At 51.6% G+C, this 21143-nt stretch carries 14 protein-coding genes; 10 read left to right on the plus strand and 4 right to left on the minus strand.

The annotated features are described in order from the left end of the window. Window positions 1–12: 12 nt before the first annotated feature. Window positions 13–3315, minus strand: coding sequence for a hypothetical protein (locus tag GOX75_RS12415; protein ID WP_171123527.1), 3303 nt, complete (start codon window positions 3313–3315; stop codon window positions 13–15). 418 nt (window positions 3316–3733) lie between these two features. Between GOX75_RS12415 and GOX75_RS12420 the strand changes: the two genes are divergently transcribed. Both GOX75_RS12420 and GOX75_RS12425 read left to right on the plus strand, forming a co-directional pair. Beyond that, window positions 3734–4417, plus strand: a complete 684-nt coding sequence (locus GOX75_RS12420; RefSeq protein WP_171123529.1) for a ParA family protein — start codon at window positions 3734–3736, stop codon at window positions 4415–4417. A gap of 10 nt (window positions 4418–4427) precedes the next feature. Next, a complete protein-coding gene (locus GOX75_RS12425; RefSeq protein WP_171123531.1) occupies window positions 4428–4721 on the plus strand; it encodes a hypothetical protein in 294 nt (97 codons plus the stop codon). A gap of 174 nt (window positions 4722–4895) precedes the next feature. Here the strand turns inward: GOX75_RS12425 and GOX75_RS12430 are convergent, their stop codons facing one another. Next, window positions 4896–5900: a hypothetical protein gene (locus tag GOX75_RS12430; RefSeq protein WP_371808170.1), complete on the minus strand. Its 1005-nt coding sequence runs from the start codon at window positions 5898–5900 to the stop codon at window positions 4896–4898. A 423-nt stretch (window positions 5901–6323) separates the two neighbouring features. Between GOX75_RS12430 and GOX75_RS12435 the strand changes: the two genes are divergently transcribed. After that, window positions 6324–7418 (plus strand): hypothetical protein, encoded by a 1095-nt coding sequence (locus GOX75_RS12435; protein WP_171123533.1) that lies wholly within the window; start codon window positions 6324–6326, stop codon window positions 7416–7418. Window positions 7419–7920: 502 nt separating this feature from the next. Here the strand turns inward: GOX75_RS12435 and GOX75_RS12440 are convergent. Next, window positions 7921–8340, minus strand: a complete 420-nt coding sequence (locus GOX75_RS12440) for a hypothetical protein (protein ID WP_171123535.1) — start codon at window positions 8338–8340, stop codon at window positions 7921–7923. 166 nt (window positions 8341–8506) lie between these two features. Between GOX75_RS12440 and GOX75_RS12445 the strand changes: the two genes are divergently transcribed. Together GOX75_RS12445 and GOX75_RS12450 are read left to right on the plus strand one after the other, a co-directional pair. Beyond that, window positions 8507–8914: a hypothetical protein gene (locus GOX75_RS12445; RefSeq protein ID WP_171123537.1), complete on the plus strand. Its 408-nt coding sequence runs from the start codon at window positions 8507–8509 to the stop codon at window positions 8912–8914. Next, entirely contained in the window at window positions 8911–9603 is a 693-nt protein-coding gene (locus tag GOX75_RS12450; protein WP_171123539.1) for a hypothetical protein, read from the plus strand. Before GOX75_RS12445 ends, GOX75_RS12450 begins: the two co-directional genes overlap by 4 nt. On the opposite strand, the gene GOX75_RS12455 is transcribed toward GOX75_RS12450, so the two are convergent. Next, the gene (locus GOX75_RS12455) at window positions 9531–11633 is read right to left on the minus strand and encodes an AAA family ATPase (protein ID WP_171123541.1); all 2103 of its coding nucleotides are present in this window, start codon (window positions 11631–11633) and stop codon (window positions 9531–9533) included. The two genes, GOX75_RS12450 and GOX75_RS12455, sit on opposite strands and share 73 nt — an antisense overlap. A 670-nt stretch (window positions 11634–12303) precedes the next feature. On the opposite strand from GOX75_RS12455, the gene GOX75_RS12460 reads away from it, so the two are divergent. The 5 genes from GOX75_RS12460 to pglX all read left to right on the plus strand — a co-directional run bounded on the left by GOX75_RS12460 (window position 12304) and on the right by pglX (window position 21138). Further along, window positions 12304–12684, plus strand: a complete 381-nt coding sequence (locus tag GOX75_RS12460; protein WP_171123543.1) for a hypothetical protein — start codon at window positions 12304–12306, stop codon at window positions 12682–12684. A gap of 242 nt (window positions 12685–12926) precedes the next feature. Further along, entirely contained in the window at window positions 12927–13511 is a 585-nt protein-coding gene (locus GOX75_RS12465) for a DUF1819 family protein (RefSeq protein WP_171123546.1), read from the plus strand. Window positions 13512–13513: 2 nt separating this feature from the next. After that, window positions 13514–14113: a DUF1788 domain-containing protein gene (locus tag GOX75_RS12470; RefSeq protein ID WP_171123548.1), complete on the plus strand. Its 600-nt coding sequence runs from the start codon at window positions 13514–13516 to the stop codon at window positions 14111–14113. Window positions 14114–14128: 15 nt separating this feature from the next. After that, the gene (brxC, locus tag GOX75_RS12475) at window positions 14129–17641 is read left to right on the plus strand and encodes a BREX system P-loop protein BrxC (RefSeq protein ID WP_254429641.1); all 3513 of its coding nucleotides are present in this window, start codon (window positions 14129–14131) and stop codon (window positions 17639–17641) included. After that, window positions 17641–21138, plus strand: a complete 3498-nt coding sequence (gene pglX, locus GOX75_RS12480) for a BREX-1 system adenine-specific DNA-methyltransferase PglX (RefSeq protein ID WP_171123553.1) — start codon at window positions 17641–17643, stop codon at window positions 21136–21138. Before brxC ends, pglX begins: the two co-directional genes overlap by 1 nt. The last annotated feature ends 5 nt before the right edge of the window (window positions 21139–21143 follow it).

Below are 21143 nucleotides of genomic sequence, written 5' to 3' on the forward strand. Positions count from 1 at the left end.
CTTGAGTCGGAGTTAAGCGCCATAAAACTTTTGAAATGATGTCAGGGGTCCTGTGACCGCTTCCAATTTTGCTCGTGCCTTTCTGTCGTCGCCGAAAACCAGGGCTGACTTTTCCCGCGATGTACGCCCAGCATTGTTTTTTAATCGAAACGTGACTTGGATCGCGCACTTACCGTCAAAGCCCCCACCATAGATAAATCTATATGGGTCTTTTGACATTTCTTTCGCGGTGGGGAGGTCTTGCGCAGCGAGCTGTTTGGAAGCCCAGATATCCGGCATGAACCTGGCACAGTCAGTCGGTGAAAGAAATATCACATCATGGGATTGAACGGCACGTTGGATCCGTGTGCCGCCCTTTTTGAAACTCCGCCATTGTTCAATGCGGTCAACAGTGGCATCCACAACCACGGGTGAAAGCAGATACACGTTTTTGGGGCATTCATTGTGGATCAACCGGATGCGATCCATCGCCTGTAATATCTCCATTTCCCGGATTTGCCTGAGAATCCTATCCCCCCAAGCATCGGGATGTGCAACGACCTCTAAGGGCGAAACCCCTCCTTTCAGCCGGATACCTCTAGATACTTTAGTGTACTCCCCACTTTGGAAGGCATCACCTGTAGCGGCAGCATAGGCTCGCGCGATGCGCTCTATGTCCTGACAAGCCGGTTGCTCACGGCCAATTACAAGTGCTGAAGGGCAACCCTCCCATCTGTTCTGCCCCCTTAGAGCACCAAAGTGCCCTGCTCGTTCGGTGTTGATACTGTCGAGTGACTGGAGAACACTTTTGTTTGCAAACACCGCGGCGTTAGGCTGGCGTGCAATGACTTGTTCAACCCAGGCTTTGAGTCTTTGGTTTTCTTCTAGGATCTTTGAGCTTAATCCTTGCCGAACTTGGCTCACCTCACACAGTCGACGCTTGGAAAAATTGCATCCCACAACCTGAGTAATTTTGGCGTTTCGCTCCACCGGATGGTGATGGCATTCAAGATCCGACCCAAAAGCTACACGAGACAAATCTTGATCTGCCGTTCCATCAAGGTACAGAAAGGGGACGTCGTCTCCATGCTTAAGCGACTTAACCCTAACAGCTGTCAAACTCGGCTCGAGTTTTGGGTCGCGCCAATCAGGGCCTTGTTTGAAAACGCCCACGGCTTCTTCAAGACCATTATCGATTTCGGAGCGAAGGCACTCGAGCAAAAACTGAAGCGACTGAGCTTCTTCGGTGGGCAGTCTTTGCAGCCTATTGCGCAAGCGCGCAATGTCCCGCGTGTTCCATGTTTGAGTGCCATAGCCCAGAGCCTTTCGAAGAATCACTGACACCGATTTCGAGTTAAAGGCTTCGAGTGCCGCGATAGCTTGTTCGAGGAGTATGGACGTTATGCCAGAGGCTCTGAGTGCATTCAGAGACACACTGAAAGACTGCCCAAGCGAACTTAAAAGGGCTCGTTGAACACGGGTAACGGGATGCTCATCGACAACGGGAGCAACTCCTTTCGTAGCGCCGCGTTCTTCCGAAAATGACCGGGCCTCAGGAAGAATGAAGTCACCGAGTTCTTCCAATGTGACATCTACACATTCAACGGCGAAATCTCTCGGGCGCTCATCAAAGATGACAAGGTCAGGTTTCGCTTCACCAGGCAGCGGCAAATAGCCAAATTCGTGTGGGGCAAAGATAATTAGACCGGTCTTGTCCCTCAAAGCCCGTTTGATCTCGGCCTCTTGGCGAAGATATCCGCAAGTGTCTTGATGTGGACATCGTTTGCACAGTGATGAACGAACCGACCAACCTCGAGCCGACACGTGCCGGGCTGTCTCAAATACCCGGCACATTTTTACCCCGTTTTCCATTGGGTCGGGCTGACCCCGCCCACGTAGGCCTATCACGAGGGGAGCACCAGCCGGCGCATTGACGATATAGTCGTCGAGCGCTTCTTGAACTTTTGCATGATCCGGCAAGAGCATCAGTGAAACCAGGCCATGTGTTTTGTGAAGAAAGCCTGGCGCTCCCTCTCTGCCAACGAGGAACGCTGTCTTCCCAACGCCTTGCGCCCCGGACAGAAGAACACGCGGCGCTGTTACAGGTTGAGGGCCATCTGTGAATTGCCAAGACTTGGCATGGTAAGCCAAGGCTTGTCTTCCCCAGTCTTCCAAAACCTGGGCATGCTTTGCGATGGCCTCTTCACGATGGAGGGTCGGCGCTGGATAGAAAGGTACTGTCGCGACTTTAATGTCGCTTTGGCCGAGCGGCCGCTCCAAGCCAGTTTTGAGACCGTTCTCAACTACTTCGTCCGCACGTTTGTATCCAACAGATCGCGCAGCTTCGACAAGGCTTTCTCGAGCTTCGTCGAAGGAAATGTGTCCACCTGCTACGTAGCCGCCAACGAGTTGAACTTCGTCGAAAATCCGAGGGTTGGATGCCCCCTTCAGCACAATTCGTTTGCAGGCCTTGGACAACTGCTGTCGTCCAAAATTGGATGTCGATGTGCATCCTTTTGAAGGCTTGGTAAGAGAACCCTTGTCGTTTCTTCTATTGGACTGCCTTGGATTGGCATGCCTTTTCTTGGCTTTGATTGGGAAGGCAATGACTGAGGCATCGACAGCATCTTTGTGCCCTCTAAACACTCCTGATCTGGGGCACCCTGCGAGTGGATCAGATACGCCCTGAAAGATCGGGAAGGCCGTATAATTGGGTTGAGCAATGCCCGCAAGAGATTTGTCGCTTCCGGCATGTTCGAACAAAAATCGACGCTCGTGTGCAAACAGAGGACGGTCTGCCAAGCACCAGAAATGAAACTTGGCCAAGTCATCTTTCCCGGGGGCTGCCGCGCTGGAAGACGCTTGCCAAACTACGGATACGCCTTGCAGCACAGGTATTTTGCGACAAAGTTCGCTCCAGGCCCATTGCGCTAAGGCCGCCGGATCTTCCCATCCCAAATGGCCGGGACGTACCAGATCATCCACATCGAAATGTAAAAGACAGGATCCTCTGTCTTCGAGCGTCGCAGGCACCCCGTCAAGTGGATTGGCCAATCTTCGTATTTTCTGTTGATTGCGGCATACCTCGGTGACAGAGCCCATCACGACCACTTTGGACGGCTCGTGAGCCAGCTCTGCGAGCAAAGCTGCCAGACCATCAAACCCTGAGATTTCGGCTTCATGAGGTTTGAAGTGTTTTGCTCGACTGCTGCGCTCCACCCCGCCTGGATGAAACACCTTCGTTTGAGGTTTGTTGGTGCTGGCCTCTAAGACAGTTACTTTGAAGACATTAGTTTTGGCGGCGACCTTAGTTGTCCGCTTGGCATCAATTGCCATATTTCTTTCTCCTGGAGCACTTGGCCAGGCGCGTTAAGTTTCCGCAAAAGGACTTTCAAAAAGTCAGTCGTACCGCTCGGACCCAACCTTTGTGGCTCTCTTCCATTGGCCAGCGAAATTGCTGACATGCGGAGTGTCCCGACCTTTGGTTTAGCGGTGGTTTCTAAATCCGACATTCAAGGCTGGCGTTCAGGTTTCGTTAACTTCACGCAACACCAAGGCTTACCCGAGCTTAGGAAGGGCTTGGAAAGGCAAACCTAAAAAAGCCAAGTCTTGGTATGGCAATCCTCGTAGACCCAAGACAAGGAATGCCAATCTGAGACTTGGATTCTTAATTCTTGGTTTTCCAAAGCATCCTTAAATTTTCCGAAAGGTCGATCTGCCAATATGGAACCAGGCAAGAAAAAGGAGTCTATAAGTGCCTGTTATTTCGTTTCTTTCTGCAAAAGGCGGATGTGGAAAATCAACCACCTGTGCGTTGATTTCACAAGAACTCTCGAGGCTAGACCTGTCCTCAATCATTCTGGACACTGATCCAAAACGTTGGATTTCCAGTTGGGCGAACCTGAAACCGCTAAACCGCAATATCGATGTGCGCCCCATTGACCAAGAGAACCTTACGGATGCCGTCTTCAAATCCGCGGTAGAGGCGGATTTTGTACTGGTGGATGTTGAGGGTTCAAATGATGCCAGTTTGATTGACGCAGTCTTGGTTTCTGACTTTGTAGTTGTACCATGCCGGGCAAGCAGGATGGATGCGTTAGGAGCTGTACAGGTTCTCAAGCAAGTAGGTCAAAAAAGCCAGGTTCTGGGTCGGAAAATTCCGGCTGGTGTACTGCTCAACCAGACTGAACCCGGGGCAGTAGAGTTCCGGATCACAGGCGCTATTAAGGCCATTCTCGAAGAAGCCGGTGCGCCAATTTTCAAAACGCAATTGGCGGCTCGACCCGTTTTTCAGGCGATGATGAGTCTGGGTGGAGACTACGTCGATCTACCGCGTGCGTTTCAAGGATCCTCACCAAAATCAGCTTACGAAAATGCGAGGGCACTGGCTCGCGAGGTTCTACTGCGTGCCACAACACCTGCTTACGAATATGAATAAGGACCGCAAGATGAGCACGCACACAAAAGTACCAAGTATTGGCAGCATTCAGGAACACAGATCAGACGACATGACTTTCGAACGCAAGGCACCAGTATCGCCGTCACAGCTGAAATTGGCCCAGATGAGCCCGAGTCGACGAAGAGCAGCGCTTCGGACAAAGACGTTTACTTCGGATGTGAACCCAGCGCTTTATGCGGCATGGGACGAACTACGTGAGGCTAAGGAGCTCACCGTCGTTCGAGCTTTCGAGCTGTCCCTGATTTCTTTCCTGAATGACAGCGGCACAGATTTTAAGCTGTAATTTCAATCTCCGGAGCTTTCTGCTTCGGAGATCACTTCAGTCGGTCGCAACTACTCTTCTGAACCCGCGCATAAATTTTTGAGTAGAGACATCTATAGGGCAAGGTAACGCCTCGAGGAGTGACCCTGCTTACGCGACATTCCATCGAGGCAATATCTTAGGGTAGCTATTCAATTATGGCACACGCCGTTGAAGAGTCCTGAGCAAAGCAATTGCTCCCACAAACAGAAGGACTGGCATTATGAGCAATCGCAGCGCGAAGATGCCAATTATAGTCAAAGACGCTTCGAGGATGGTGTCTGCTTCATCAACAAAGACTTGAGCTGCGTCCAAATACTGAGTGCTTTGTTCAAATACGCTGCTCACGCCATCGCGGACCCCCGCAAACTGATCACTCAGCCAAGCTAAAACTCCTGTAGCTTCGGCGTCCGCTTCAGAAATCTCCTGTGTATCGGTCGCGCCCGCCCCTATGAGAACGCTGGCTTGTCTGGCGACGGAGTCAAGCTCCTCCACGGCCGCATTCATTTGTGCCGCAGTTGCTCGTTCTCCGATCCAAACGCCGAGTACAAACATCAAGGGTATGGCGAGGCCGACAGCGAGACCAATTGTTACTCCTTTATCGCATATGGGTCTCAACACCCTTGCAAAGGTGGGATAATTTCGGAAGCCAAGTTTTCCAAGCAGTCCGGCTCCAAGAACGATCAACCCTACAGATACCACTGGGGCCAATCCGACTCCCGCGAGTGCTGCCCCGGTTGCCACGAGAAACACGACATCAGCAACGCGCTCTACCGTATCATCGACGGGTTCCAACACCTTAAGTGGCTGGAGGCTGGCCTGCCCAACAACTGATGCGCCCACCTCGATTTCTTGGGCAGTGGAAAGTGCTGCGTTGATCGCCCGCAACGAAACATACACGCCAATTGAGGCCTTCGCTATATCTTGCGCAGTTCCCTCAGCCGCTGAAACAAATGGGTTCCAATCGCTTTTCCCAAACAAGCCAAAAATTCCAAGGAGTATGGTCAACAGCCCTGCAATCGTAAAAGCGACGATTCCAATATTTTTTCTCTCGGAACTATCGGTGGGATGGGCCATTTGTCGTATACCATACTCCAGGTGCGCATTAAGCGGTTTCAGCACTTTGATATCATGGAAAGTCTTGGGTGCAACAAGGCCCACAACCTGATGCGGATCTCCCGGGCCGATGCGGTTCTTGCAACCCCTGAAATTTACTTGTTTTGGGATGCGAAGGGCCGTTTCTAAAATATCCGCCGGAAGTGCTATGCTGTGCTTTAGTTAGTTGCCTTGCGTCTTCCCAAGCACCCAGAGACGCGCAAGAAGGTCATCGCTAAAAACAGACAAACTCTGCTCGATAGCGATTTTCCGAAAAGGTCAGAATCGCGTCAATTGCCGGCTAAGGACGTTCTGCGGTGACTCCCTGGTAGTCACTTTTAGCGTTCTAGAAAGACTTGACGCAGGGATGCTTGAAAATCAATTTTTGTTCCTGACAGGACTTAAGGTCAGAGCGGCTTTGTTGCATCAATCACGACGGAGATTCTCTTTGTAAAGCCAGCAGTAAACTATTCTCGAAAGTGATCGCACGTGAGCAAACCCAAATTTGACCTTGATCTGGATGCGGTTAAGGAGCTGTCTCTTTTTGTGTTGAACAGCCTCGCAGATCAGCCAAAAGAGTGGGTAGCGGTCGGAAAAGCTTACCAGGAACTGCACGGCTTTTTCGAAGATCCGGTCTTCAATAAAGTCTTCGTGCGCCTCTTCACAGTGATGCGCGAAGAAATGTGGGTCGACTCTGCAAAGGAAGGTCCAAAATTCACGGTTGGCTTAACTTTCAAAGGGCAAACCGTGATCCGCCATCCAGCAGAAATAGACGCAATCTTCCGACAGCACTTTCGTTTGCTCGCCAAGAGTATCAAAGCAGCTGAAAGAAAGCAGCGGCATCTCAATCAACAGAGGGCAGCCAAAGAGAGAAAAGCCCAAAAAATACTGGAGAAGCGAAAAACAAAAGAAGCTCGAAGAGATGAAGAGCTGAAACGGCAAGCACAAGCTCGGGAGAAGCAAGCACAAACCCGTCAAAAGCGAGAAATGTCGTCGCTAGTTGCGAGTGGAAAAAGAATTCGCTCTTCCCTATCAAAGTCCAATAATGAGCAACTCCTGAATTTGTGGAAAGCGAACACATCACGCGCAGCTAATTCGACAGGTCAAAAGAAGCATGAACACCTTTTGATTGTTACCGCTGTTGAAAAGGAGTGGCGGCGAAGAATCCGTGAACTACCCGAAGTGGAAGCCTTTAAATGGCCCACCACAGATGCTGGTAGTGGTCACGGTGGCGGAGACTTTGAAAGGGCTGACGAGAGCTTTCTAAAAGTACTCGGATACACCGTCGGGAAAACAAACGGCTTACCGGCGTCCACGCGGCAGTTAATCCTGGATCGCTGTTTCTCGGGGCATCTCCCGCCAGTCGAGGGGATTTTAGCGCTTCGAACATGGGGCGAACCAAATTCGGCGTTGAGACTTAGAAAAATCGCCTATCACATTGCGGGTTTGGCTAAAAATTTCAAGAAGATGCAGTCACGCGGCTATGAGGATGCGATTTCCGATTGGGAAGATGATCTGAAGTACATGCATGACAAACACTACGTCCGGCATTTTGGTTTCAGTTGGCCAGTCCGTGGTCGCTAGGTCTGTTTCCCGACACGCCATCACCAAAAGCGCAGAACCAGTTCGGTTGCTAGCATAATGTCCTCACTGCCGTGTTAAAAAATGCTGTGCATAGTCCAGCGGCGTCAGACGCGATGTTGGCTCAGCTTCAACACAAAAACACATCTATATTTTCTCTTTTCTACAGTTTTTCATTTCTATCTTTTTTGCCTTACGGATTCAGATTTGACCACAAGCGGATATCTTAAAAAATATAATATTTTCAATATGTTATGTCGTTTTTTCGTTGACATGTAGTTTTAGACATGTCAAAAGAACCGCGTGATAACAATCAAATGGAGATGCTCATGCTTGAGTATATTCGAACCGCCTACCATCAACTTCACGTCGCAGCAGTTATCATTCATGTTCTGCTTGTTTTCGGCGAACTGCTTCACATTCTGCCACATGCATAAGGACCCCCAAGTGACCTGTACGCACTTTGATATAGCCATGCAGGTGCAGCCTCTCCTTCGACACCGTATTATTTCAGCCTAACGGGCTTGATACGCGGTCGGCGTCGAATGAAAGGCTGCACCTGCTTCTGCTCCTCGATCATAGAAAAAGTCAAAAGAAAGTACCTTTTCCCGTTCGTATCGCGGCACATCCAACATCCGACCGCAAAGCGTTGCTGGTGGATTATTGCCACTCCAAAAAGGTGTGGCTCGCTCTCCTCGGTTCTTTTGTGAAAGACCTCAAGCTTTGCTTTTTGGCTGGTTCGCACACCAGAGCGCCTTTCATGAATCTCCAAAAAAAGTGCTGCGTCGGATGGAGAAAAAATCTCTACAAATCCTGTAACAAGATATCTTTTGCCGCAAATATCCAGCACGCCAAGCCAAGCAGAGCATTCATTGTGATTGGGGATCCCATTTGGGTACAGCTTTGCAGATCCTGTCTTTGTCATATTGCATAACCTCATTTGCTCGATGGCAAATGTATGTGCGGACGCAAGCAACAACGGCCCGTCCCGCGGTTGTTGGTAAGTTGTTTGTTGCAATGTCGTTACCAAACTTCTGGCTACGCGAACGTCCAACAACAAGTTGTGCCGCTAGCCAAATGGAGTTTACGCGATGGGAAAAGCTGCCCGGAGTTCAAAGACCCGACAAACTGAACTCATTGGAGTTAGGTTGAACTCGGATTTGAAAAGCCTGTTGGATGAACGGGCCAAGGAAAATGGTATCTCACCTACTTCACAGGCTCGCGTCCTGCTTGCACGTTCACTCGGGTTCTCAAACGAAGTGGAAACGCGGCCACCATCTCGGCGTTGCAGTCAAAAAACGATCTCACAAGATCTAAAACGCGCCGTCTGTTTTCTGGATCTTTTGCAGGACATGCGCAGGGAACTTCAATACCTCGCGCATACCCTAACGCGCACTCATAACGATCCTTCTGAAAGCCGCGCCATTGCTGCTGCTCTGGCCAAAATATCTGCTTCCCTACATGGCATCCAAATCCACGTGACAGGAGGCAACACATGATCATCAAAACATTTCGTGTCCCTACCGGTCATACCAACAAGATTGCCAAATACCTTGCCGCCAAAGGCGAAAACGAGCGGGTTGATTGGCTTTGCGGTCATCCCGATGACATCCAAATAATGGGTGAGATTTCGAAGCTCTCGGGAAAAGCTTTTTCCGCACGACACGTGGTTCTAGCACCCCAGGTCCGTTTAGATCACACTCAGCTCGCGCAAGTGATCAAGGCATATTGCCAAGAGTATCGAGTACCCAATTCCAGCGTAAGACGCCTTTGCCTGATCAGGCATATGAAACCGCGTGCTTCCATAGAGTGCACAAATGTTCACTGGCATCTTGCGATACCGGAGACAGATCCCCTCAGTTTGAGAGTACTCAACAGTTCCTTCACGCGAATCCGAGACGAGAAGTTGTCCCGAATGTCCGAATTAATGCTCGGCCACCCTATTGTGCCAGGGCGTTTCACAAAGCAGGTTTCGGAAGCTTTGAAGAAGGAGCAGCCGAACCTTGATCTTGCTCCTTACTGGAAAGCTCTAGAAGGAATTGGTCGTGGCGCAAATTTTTCGATCATCCAAGACAAACCTATCGGACGCGCCCAAGACGAAGAAAACAGTCCGTCTCACCCCACCGGCACAAGCTTCGGTGAGGTAACAAGTGCTCCCGATTGGGACGCGACATGTGTCCCATTTTGACAAAAAACTGTTTCGATCTCTGCTTTGTAGATCTCGCGTTTCTCAACCAGAAGAGCGCTCAAATTTTCGATGACAGCTCGGTTTTTCTCAATCACAACTTTTGCCCGAGCACTGGCCGCTTCCAAACGTCGCGACACGTTGTGCCGAATTTGTTCATCCTGAAGGATGTTAGTGAGGTTCGTCACTTCGACTGGCCGCCACAGCAAAGGATTTGCGCCAAGTCCAAACATCTCTTCTAGGCGCGTCGCAAGAAGTGTCGCTTGCGCAAGGTCACTTTGCGCACTGCCGCCAGAGCCAGTAGAAACCGATCCAAGAAAAGCCATTTCCGCTTCGCGCCCTGCAAGAAGCATTGCCAGCTTCGCTTCAAGCTCAGCGAGCAAAGGAAATGGGCTCTTGTTCGCAAAGGACACGACCCCACCTCCAGCTCGGATCTCGGCACGATCAGGCACGCCAAGCCCGAGAACGCTCCCCGCAACAATGTGACCCGCTTCATGATAAGCTGCCCTAAGCAAATCCGATTGCGAACTCTCAGGTACAATATTCTCCGCGGCGGCCCACAGATGAGCATCTTCTAACGTGGCTCCGTTGTATCTCGCCAAACTGCGGGCTTGTCGCACAATCGCCGCCGCATCCGCGCCTGTGCAGCCAATAATATGTGCAGCCACGTCCTTAATCGTGCGCAGCGTAATTTCGTCGCCGCAATGATCCAATAGAATGTCGGCAAGTGTGTCTTTACCGGGCAGTGACATCTCAATTTTCAGATCAAAACGCCCCGAGCGCACCAACGCTGCATCCAGTTTTTCTGGATGGTTACACGCCCCAACAACCAAGACACCCTGACATTGATTAGCTTTATCCATTGCCTCAAGGAGGCCATTGAGGGCCGATCTGGTATAGTTTGCATTCTCACCGCTGGCGGTTGCACGATCCTCAAAAGAGTCGATTTCATCGATGAACAGTACCGTCGGCGACCTTCTGCACGCTTCATCGAAGGACTTGTTCATTGCCGCCAGAAAATCACCGAGGTGGCCATATTGCTGCCAGTCGGCGTAGCTCGTCGCAATGAAGTGCGCGCCGATCTGACTGGCAAGCCTCGAAGCGGCAAAAGTCTTACCTGTGCCCGGGGCACCAAACATGAGAACACCCCTGGGAATTTCCGACCAATCCAATTGACCGCCTCTCCATGTTTGAATGTCGGCAGACAGTTGCTTCAGAACCGCTTTGGTCGAACCCAGGCCCTTTACTGCGTCAAGCGCTGACTCATCGGCAGCAATCGAGTTGTCATCGGCAAATCGAACAAGCGCTTCCACCATCTTCTTGGTGTCCGACTGTCTCACTGCGGTGGTCAGCTGTTCCAGCGTCAAACACTGCAACGCCTGTGCTTGAGGCAGTTGCCCCAGGATCGGTTGGGATTCCGGGTTACAGCATGGACGGTGCAGTACTTGATGGAGTTTTAGAACGATTTGCTGAGAGACATCCGCTAGCCGCACAACTTGTGTTGCCGCCTGTCGGATTGTGTCAGGAATTTCCTCCAAACACTCGACAATGCACAGGAGCGGCAGTGGCTCCGCCATGCGATCAGACAAGTTTTTCTCAAACTCATCTTTTCCTTTGGCCCGGCGCGATGAATAGGTCCTAGAATTCCGAGTAACAAGGCTGATCTTTGGAAGGTGTTTCTGAGCTTTCTTTGTTGCCGGCATGAGGCCGCGTTCGAAAGCGTCCTCGACATGCTCAACCCATACCGGATCACCGGTTTCAACGACGGTGAAACCATAGGGAGCATACAAGCTTTCAATGACGGTCTTTTGGTTCTTGGGGAAGCTTGCAAACAGCCGGATCAAAGCTGCCGCAGTGTGGATATCGAGTTTTGATGAGCAAGCGAACCACTTCGTCCCCGCGCCCGCTTTTCCCTCATCTGCTCCCCAAGCATTTTCTTGAAAATCGGTAGAGCATAGTTCACGCAGCGCGTCATCGAACCAGGTGTTGAGTTGTTTTAAACAATTGGAAGAAGTCTTAGATCCTCGTGGCATCGAGCACCCCTTTTGTCGGATTCAATCTGAAGCAGCTTGGAACGGTCGAACTACGACCAGAGACTATCCAAGCGATATCAGCCGCACGCTGGGGCGGCAGAACAGTTCAGGTTGTTTCACAACAAAAGCCATCAATATTTCCAATTTTAGATCAGCAACTTAGCGCCGTTTTACAACGAGCACAAGACCCGATTAACTAACTTCTTCAGAGCTCGAGCTTACGGATTTTTGTCCATAATTTTGTCTCATTGTTTAGATACCCGGACATGGTGCCCGAACCAGGTTAACTTGGGATTAACGTTTTTAGCCGAGTTCGTCGTTGACTGTAGACAGAGGCGATAAGGCTCAAGCCTTTTGGGATGTTTTGAAGAAGCCATGCACAGCCCAAATGGCACTTCCAGTGTATACTTTTTATATAAAAACTATATAATATATTGCATTCAAATTTTCTCCGGCTAGTATCACTTCGAGATTGAAGGGTTGGAATCCTATGCCTACGGCCATGGTCATTTTTACAAGCAAGAAGCCAGAAGACGTCGCGAATTTGGGTGGGACGGGGTGGTGGAAAGTTGACCCCGTAAAGGCCAGGGGTTCAACGCATGTTGTCCTTACTCACAACGCCTTCGACAAGAGGCGACCTGGGGATCCAGAGCATCATGGTGAATCGTTCATGGTAGCAACGATAAAAGATGTCTTGCAGGATGAGGACGGTCGTTGGCTTATTCAGTTTGATCAGTATGCAATGACAAGTGCAGGGCTGAAGTGGCCCGGCTATAGAAACCCTGTCAACTATACGGACACTGAGATAATTCTCGATCAGCTTGAGATCGGCGATTGGCAAAAGGTGCAAGAGGTCTCATTTAAGGACGCGCAGGCAATAAGGCGGCGTGACGATGCCTCCGCGACGCGCATGCAAGCGAGGCAGGCTGCAACATCAGGCACCGGCGAGCTGACATTTGGCGAGATCATCGAACTGTACCGTGATCGTATTGCAGTTGATCTCGGTGTCGAGCCGACAGCCGTAAAAATCACGATAGAGACCTCAAAATGAACCACTTTGGCATAAATTCACAAGTTCCTGGCGTTAAAAAATACTCGCGGATCTCCTCCAAACTTATATCAAGTCCAACTTCTCATGATCCAACAACAAATTGGGTTATTTGAGGGCTCAAGCCATATCCTGCTGCTTCGGCGACGCCGCGGCATCTATGGCTTCTTGGTAGCGAACACCAAAAAACTGAAACGCATAGTAAAATTGTGAGGGAACGAGTGGAAGGACCAAACGACTACCGAATGTCTTTTTCCACAGGTGGGCTGTTTCTCAACGAAAGCGTTGAGTTTGCCTCGCTGCACCGTAAAGATGAGGCTTGGGAGGAAACCCAGGCACGGGCCGTGAAAGAAGGCACCACCCAACTGCCGAAAGATGCCTCCAATACTCGCAGCATTCGAGAAATCAAAAACAGGGTGTCTACCCTCACCGCCGAAGAGCTTGCCTACTTTGTGAATGAGGCCGACCGCGCAGACCAAAAGGCGCTTTTGTGGTTAGCCTGTTGCCGCGCCTACCGTTTTGTGCGCGAGTTTGCCGTCGACGTTCTTCAAGATCGGTATCTGTCCTACCAATTGGACCTGTCGCTGGAGTCGTTTGACATCTTTTTTGATGCTAAAGCAGAATGGCATAAAGAGCTGTCAGAACTGAGCACGTCCACCAGACTAAAGCTGCGCCAGATTCTGTTTCGGATGATGCGTGAGGCGGACATTCTGTCCGAGCACAAGGAGATCCAAACTTATCTCCTGTCTTCAAAGCTGATTGCAATGATCCAGTCTAACACCCCGGAAGAGCTAAACTATTTCCCCGGCCAAACATGGGAGGGATCGTGACGATGCGAGCACCCATTAGCCGTAAAGACCGCCTCGAGCATGTTCTGAACGCCATCACCAGCCCACGGTTTCTCGACATGCAGGGCTACAACGAGGTTCCGTTTTTCATCTGTGATTATCCGGCCTCTGACGGGTTGACGATCAATGAAGATCGCGAAGACATCATCAAGCGCGCAGGTCATGCTGGCGTTCGTGTGTTGGATTTGAACCTCTATGATCTGTGCCTTGAAATTCTGGATGAGCGGGACGTCCTCGATCAGGTGTTGGAAGCAGAGGCGGAGTTGGGGAAGTCCGAGCTTCTGGAATTGCTGCAAAACGTTCTGGATCCTTCTGAACATCTCATTCCCAAGATCGCTGGAAAGATTAAAGAAGCAGACCACGACGTCATCTTCTTGTCCGGAGTTGGTGAGATCTATCCCTATATCCGATCCCACAATGTGCTGAACAATCTGCAAAGCACCGCAAAACACGTGCCCACGGTGATGTTCTTCCCCGGCACTTATACACATGCCCTGGCAACCGGTGCGTCACTGGATCTCTTCGGATTGCTCCATGACGACAAGTATTACCGTGCCTTCAATCTCATGACTTACGAGGTCTGACCAATGACCACCTTGATGCGTGACATCTTCCAAAAACCCGTTGATCGCCCAATTGATGCAGTGATCAAGGCCGATGACGATGAAAGCCTGCTGATCGAGCTGGAAGAATACGTCATCACCGGCGAAATCGGCCAGCGGTTGGAGCGGTTCCTTGAGGAATACAACAACTACCAGAAGTCGAACGGTGTCTGGATCTCTGGCTTCTATGGATCAGGTAAGTCGCACCTTTTAAAGATGCTGGCGTTGCTTCTTGAAAACACCCCTATGAATGGCAAGACGCCATTGGAGATTTTCGAAGACAAGCTCACGGATCAACCGATGCTGGCAGGCGCGCTACGCAAAGCCGTCTCGGTGCCATCCAAATCGATCCTATTTAACATCGACCAGAAGGCAGACGTTATCTCGAAGGGCGATGTGGATGCGCTTCTGTCTGTGTTCCAGAAGGTGTTTGATGAGGCCTGCGGGTATTTTGGCAAACAGGCACACATTGCGCAATTCGAGCGCGATCTCGATGAACGGGGTCAGCTCGATGCGTTCAGGGTTGCCTATGAGACGGCTGCCGGGAAGCCTTGGGTGCGCGGACGCGAGCAAGCCGTTCTTGAAGGAAAGAACATTGGCAAGGCTTATGCGTCTGTTTCCGGAAACGATGTCGATGATGCGAATGGCATCCTGACGCAGTACCGCGCCGATACACGGGTATCCATCGAGGATTTCGCCAATCAGGTGAAAGCCTGGATTGATCGTCAGGGCTCGAAGTTTCGTCTGAACTTCTTTGTTGATGAAGTTGGTCAATACATTGCCGACAACGTTAAGCTGATGACCAACCTACAAACGATTGCTGAAAGCCTGAACACCAAGTGCAAGGGTCAGGCCTGGGTCATCGTAACCTCTCAGCAGGACATGGAAGCCATCATCGGCGACAACCAAGCGTTTCAAGCGCAGGACTTTTCCAAGATTATGGCCCGCTTTGATGTGCGGATGCCGTTGAACTCCGCGGATGTGGCGGAGGTCATTCAGCGCAGGCTCTTGGCCAAAACGGACGCCGGCACGATCACGCTTGGTCATCTTCATGACCGCGAAGAAAACAATCTCAAAACGCTCTTTGATTTCGCTGACGGCTCCATCAAGCTGAAGAACTTCAAAGATAAGGACCATTTCATCGCGAGCTATCCGTTCCCCGGATATCAATACGATTTGTTCCAAATGGCCATTCAGGGTCTGTCGCAACACAATGCCTTCGAAGGCAAGCACAGCTCGGTTGGGGAGCGGTCGATGCTGGGCGTATTCCAGGACGTCTCCAAAGCGATGGCGGATCAGCCGGTTAAGGGCTTTGCCACCTTTGACATGATGTTCGAAGGCATCCGCTCTGCGCTGAAATCCGCTGCGCAAAGCTCTATTCTTGTGGCAGAGCGTAACCTGACGGATCCCTTCACGGTGCGCATTCTGAAGGCACTCTTCCTCGTCAAATATGTGAAAGAGTTCAAACCGACTGTGCGCAACATCAGCATTCTGATGCTATCGGAGCTCGATACCGATCAAACCGTTCTGAAACGCAATGTTGAGCAGGCGCTGTCGGAACTTGAACGCAATACGTTGATCCAGCGTAACGGGGATGTGTACGAGTTTCTGACGAATGAAGAAAAAGACGTCGAAGACGAGATCAAGAATGTCGACATTGACCCCTCTGAGCTCTCCACTGAACTGGAAACCCTGGTTTTTGACTCAATCGTAAAGCTTCGGAAAATTCGGCATACGGCAACGGGGTTCGAGTATCCCTACACGCGCATGCTGGATGACAGCGCGCTGGGGCGGACATATGAGATGGCCATCAACGCGATCAGCCCTTTTCACGACGATGTCGACAACCCTGACGCCATTCGCATGCGCAGCATGGGCAATGACGAGCTTTCGGTGGTGATGTCCGCTGACCAGCGATTTATCCGTGACCTGACTTTGTTCAAGCAGACCGACAAGTTTGTCCGCCAGGCGCGCACTGGATCCCCGCAACCAGGTCGCGACAGGATCGTCAGCGACAAGGGCGAGCAAAACCGCCGTCGCCAAAAAGATCTAGAGTTGCGGTTGCGCAAGCTTCTCGGCTCTGCAAGCCTTTTCGTGCGCGGCGAAGAATTGGATATCGGGGGCGAGGAACCGCAAGACCGGATATTCAAGGCATTCCAGACCCTCGTCGACAAGATCTACGTCAACCTCGGCATGTTGCGCGGCGTGACCTATACGGAAGTGGATCTTAAGAAAGCCGCCAATCCAGATAGCTCTCTATTTGGAGAAAGCGGTGCAGGCTTGACCGAGGCCGAGCAGGAAATGCTGAACTTCGTTCAAGGACAAGCGCGCAATGGGGTGAAGGTTTCCGCCAAGTATCTCAGAGACAGATTTTCCTCCAAGCCCTATGGCTGGCCGGAGATTGCGGTAAATTGCATTGCCGCAAGCCTGGTGGGCAAAGGCAAAGTTGAAGCGCGCTCGGATGGAGTTGTCAAAGAAGGTGACGCTCTGGCGAGCGACCTTCAGAACAATCGCTTGCTGGAAAACCTGCTCTTCACGCCTCAAACCGAGTTCACACCTACTGAGCTACGCAAGGCCAAAGATCTGTATGGCGAGCTGTTCGATGCGCCTGCCGATGGATCAGATGCACGGAGCTTGGGCACGGAATGGTCCCAAGCTGTTCTGAAAATGAGTGACGAGCTGAAGGATTTGCTGCGCCAGGACACGCGCTATCCGTTCGTGGTCGCGTTGAAACCCCTTCTAGACCGTCTGGAAGCCATGGCGGATAAGCCGGCCACCTGGTTCATCACGGGCGTTGCGCCGCAAGAAGATGTCCTTCTCGATGACAAGGAAGATCTGCTCGACAAGATCAAGAGCTTCCTGGGGGGCAGCCAGCGGAGCATCTATGATGATGTTCGCCAGTTCCTGACCGATCAGCGGGCGAACATTGACTATGTCGATGGTGACGCGGGCACCCAGTTGCAGGCGGCGATTGATGATCCGGAGTGTTTCAAGGGTTCCAGTATTCAGAACCTGAAAAATGACTTCTATGCCTTGAAGGAAAAGATCGATCAGCAGCTTCTGGCGGAACGCAAAGCTGTTGAGGGCGAACTCTATACGGTGGACAGCAAAGTCAGCTCGCTGGACGAGTTCACGGCACTGCCAGAGGGTGCCCAAGCTGAGGTGAAACGTTCAATCGCAGCCAAAGCCGAAGGCTTGGACAAGATCGGATTGATCCCCACTCTGCGCGACCGCAAGAACAGCATCAGAAACGATCTGATGGCGGAAATGCTGTCTCTGATCGAGCGTCTTAAACCTGCGCCAGAAGTCTCCACTCCCGATGAAACGGATGATGAAGACAATCCACCGCCTGTGACACCGGTGGTCGTGCCTCCCTCAAACATCCGCGATGTGCCCGTCGCCTTTGACGACGTTTATCTGGCGAATGAGACTGATGTGGAACGCTATGTCTCTGAGCTCAAGAAATCGCTGCTCGCGGAAATCCGTGACGGCAAGAAGGTGATCGTCTGATGGACACGAACGCGCTCAAGAAGTTTGCCCAGGACGCTCGCATCCAGCTGATCGAACAAGTGGCATCGCGCTTTGACCTTGTGACCGCCGACAGCAGCGTTGAACGCCGCGAGCATCCCCAGATCGTCAAGGAATTGGACAAGGCCGCGGCCAAAGACGGCCGGGCTCAGGTGATCGACAAGGTCGCCTATACCTGGTTTAACCGCTTCACCGCGCTGCGCTTCATGGATGCCAATGGCTACAACCGCGTCCGTGTTGTATCGCCCGCCGATGGTGCCACGCGGCCCGAGATCTTGGCTGAGGCCGCAGCAGGCAACCTGCCAGACGGCGCACCGGATCGGATCATGCAGCTCTTGGATGGGCGCATCCCGTCCAATGACGCGCAAGGTGAAGCCTATCGCCTGCTTCTCGTCCATGACTGCAACGCGCTGCACAAAGTGCTGCCCTACATGTTCGAGGCCATCGACGACTTCTCCGAGCTCCTAATGCCAGACGATCTGCTCTCCAACGATGCGATCCTGGCAAAAATGCGCGCGGTCATGACCGAGGATGCCTGTCAGGACGTCGAGATCATCGGCTGGCTTTACCAGTTCTATATCTCGGAGAAGAAGGACGAGGTATTCGCTGGCCTCAAAAAGAACCAGAAGATCACCGCCGAGAACATCCCCGCCGCAACCCAGCTGTTCACCCCGCATTGGATCGTCCGCTATCTGGTGGAGAACTCGCTTGGGCGGCTCTGGCTGCTCAACAAACCGCACAGCGGGCTTGCTGCCAAGATGGATTACTACATCGCGCCCGAAGAGCCCGAGACGGACTTTCTGAAAATCACCAAGCCTGAAGAGATCCGCATCTGCGACCCGGCCGCTGGTTCAGGTCACATGCTGACCTATGCCTTTGACCTGCTCTACGCCATCTACGAAGAAGAGGGATATGACGCGACCGAGATCCCCGCGCTGATCCTGACGCACAACCTGACGGGGATAGAGATTGACGACCGCGCGGGTGCGCTGGCCGCCTTTGCGCTGGCGATGAAGGCGGCGGCGCGGCTGGGGCGGCGGCGGTTTTTGCGGATGGAGGCAAAGCCGGACATCTGCGTGTTGCAGAACGTGAGCGTTACCGAGACCGAGATGCAGTACGTAGCCAAGGTAGTGGGCGAGGATCTGTTCAATGATGAGTTGCGCGAGGCGCTGGGGCAGTTCGAGCAGGCCAAGAACTTCGGCTCGCTGATCGTGCCGAAACTAAGCGATCCGGCAGAGGCACTGCGCGTGGTCGAGGCGCAGGATTTTGGATCCGACCTGCTGCTGAAGGAGGTGCAGGAACGCGTATTGACGGTGCTGCGCATGGCTGAGGCGTTGTCGCCAAAGTATCACGTGGTGGTGGCCAACCCGCCGTATATGGGATCAGGAGGTATGAACAGCCAACTCTCCAAATTTGCTAGCGACCTCTATCCGTCCGCCAAACAGGATCTTTTCGCTATGTTCATGCTGCGTTGTGTGCCGCTGACAAGGGCTTTGGGGTATATTGGAATGATCAACTTACCGTCGTGGCTCTTTTTATCTTCGTTTTCAAAGGTACGTAAATACATTCTTAAGAAAGCAACAATTACGACCCTAGCACATATGGGCCGTGGCATTTTTGGTGTTGATTGGGGTTCGACAGCCTTTGTGCTTCAGACTGAAGCGAAGTCCAAGAGAAATTCAACGTTTTTTCGGCTTCACAAGAGAAATTTTCAGTTCTTGCGTCCCGATCATATCGCTGAACTCTTTCTGCGCGCCAAGTCTGATCCTAATTATCGTTTTGACTTCGATAGTTATGACTCTGAAGCAGATTTCAATACAAATCAGGGATCACACACAAATGGGGAGAGATTATTTTACAAATCTGATGTAGCAAACTTTCGGAAAATGCCCGACAACCAGATTGCATACTGGCTTAACAATATTGAACTATTTTCAGGAACTATTTTCTCTGAGCGTTTTGTTTCCGGCGGACGGACAAAGACACACGACAATAACAAATACCTGAGATATACTTGGGAAATTTCGTTATCTAGTGGCAGGTGGATCGGCTATGCAAATGGCGGGGACTTTAGAAAGTTTCGCGGAAACGAACACTACGTTGTTGATTGGTCCGATTCTGCAAAATACGTCTACGAGAGTCATGGAGGTCTAGCTAGCGAAGAATTCGAGGGGCGTTCGGGTATTTGTTGGTCCTTAATTGCTTCTACAAAACCCAGCTTCAGGAAAAAGCTGCCAGATCAAAACTATAGCTCAGGCTCCCCTACAATCTTTACGCGTGAAGACGGCCTTGCCGATTTTTCACTAGCATTTTTTAATTCGAAAGTGGCGAACTACTTTATTCTTGCCATTAATCCGACGGTAAACAACACTGTTAATGATATTTTGGCACTTCCCTTGCGGGAAACATCAAATACAACGGCTATCAAGCAGCACTCCCTTTGCTGCCAAGATCTATCTCAAACCGATTGGGATGACTTCGAAATCTCCCGAAATTTCCGATCTCTCCCACTGCTCTCGCCTGATCACCGGGCCGATACGCTGGAGGACAGCTACGCCACCCTGCGCACCCATTGGCAGTCCATGACGGATGAAATGCAGCGGTTGGAGGAAGAGAACAACCGCATCTTCATCGACGCTTATGGTCTGCAAGGCGAACTGACGCCCGAGGTCCCGATTGAGGAGATCACCCTCACCTGCAATCCCGCATATTCGATCAAGGGCGATAAGACGGACGCCGAGCTTGAAGTAGAACTTCGCAAGCGCACCATGGAGGAGTACCTCAGCTACGCTGTGGGCTGCATGTTCGGCCGTTACAGCCTTGATGCGCCGGGCCTAATCCTCGCCAATCAGGGCGAGACGCTGGCGGAGTATCTGGCCCGCGTGCCGTCACCCGCGTTCGAGCCCGACGCAGACAACGTCATCCCTGTGCTGAACGAGGATTGGTTCAGCGATGACATCGTGGCGCGATTCCGCAAATTCCTACGCGTGACCTTCGGCGACGAGCATTTCCAGGAAAACTTGCGCTTTGTCGAAGACAGCCTTGGCAAAGATCTGCGCAAGTATTTCACCAAGGATTTCTACAACGACCACGTGAAGCGTTATAAAAAGCGCCCGATTTACTGGATGTTCTCCAGCCCGAAAGGCACGTTTAATGCACTGATCTACATGCATCGCTATCGCAGCGACACGGTTTCGGTCGTGCTGAACGATTACCTGCGCGAGTTCATCAACAAGCTGCAAGGCGAACGGGCGCGGCTGGACAAGCTGGCAGATGATGCCACCGCCACCCAAGGGCAGCGCACAAAGGCGCTGAAAGACAGTGCCAAGATCGCCAAGCAGATCGATGAACTGACGGAATGGGAACGGGATGTTGTCTTCCCCCTCGCGCAGCAACGGGTCGAGATCGACCTCGACGACGGGGTGAAGGTGAACTATCCCAAATTCGGCGCAGCGCTGAAGAAGATCGCAGGTTTGTGATGAGA

The organism is Ruegeria sp. HKCCD7251, from assembly GCF_013031165.1.
In the GTDB taxonomy this organism is placed as follows: Bacteria; Pseudomonadota; Alphaproteobacteria; order Rhodobacterales; family Rhodobacteraceae; genus Ruegeria.

Excerpts from the sequence above, each read along its gene's own strand:
- GOX75_RS12440 (WP_171123535.1), bottom strand. The coding sequence starts at position 8,340 with ATGACAAAGACAGGATCTGCAAAGCTGTACCCAAATGGGATCCCCAAT.
- GOX75_RS12445 (WP_171123537.1), top strand. The coding sequence starts at position 8,507 with ATGGGAAAAGCTGCCCGGAGTTCAAAGACCCGACAAACTGAACTCATT.
- pglX (WP_171123553.1), top strand. The coding sequence starts at position 17,641 with ATGGACACGAACGCGCTCAAGAAGTTTGCCCAGGACGCTCGCATCCAG.
- GOX75_RS12415 (WP_171123527.1), bottom strand. The coding sequence starts at position 3,315 with ATGGCAATTGATGCCAAGCGGACAACTAAGGTCGCCGCCAAAACTAAT.
- GOX75_RS12470 (WP_171123548.1), top strand. The coding sequence starts at position 13,514 with ATGCGAGCACCCATTAGCCGTAAAGACCGCCTCGAGCATGTTCTGAAC.
- GOX75_RS12450 (WP_171123539.1), top strand. The coding sequence starts at position 8,911 with ATGATCATCAAAACATTTCGTGTCCCTACCGGTCATACCAACAAGATT.
- GOX75_RS12425 (WP_171123531.1), top strand. The coding sequence starts at position 4,428 with ATGAGCACGCACACAAAAGTACCAAGTATTGGCAGCATTCAGGAACAC.
- GOX75_RS12460 (WP_171123543.1), top strand. The coding sequence starts at position 12,304 with ATGGTAGCAACGATAAAAGATGTCTTGCAGGATGAGGACGGTCGTTGG.
- brxC (WP_254429641.1), top strand. The coding sequence starts at position 14,129 with ATGCGTGACATCTTCCAAAAACCCGTTGATCGCCCAATTGATGCAGTG.
- GOX75_RS12455 (WP_171123541.1), bottom strand. The coding sequence starts at position 11,633 with ATGCCACGAGGATCTAAGACTTCTTCCAATTGTTTAAAACAACTCAAC.
- GOX75_RS12465 (WP_171123546.1), top strand. The coding sequence starts at position 12,927 with ATGTCTTTTTCCACAGGTGGGCTGTTTCTCAACGAAAGCGTTGAGTTT.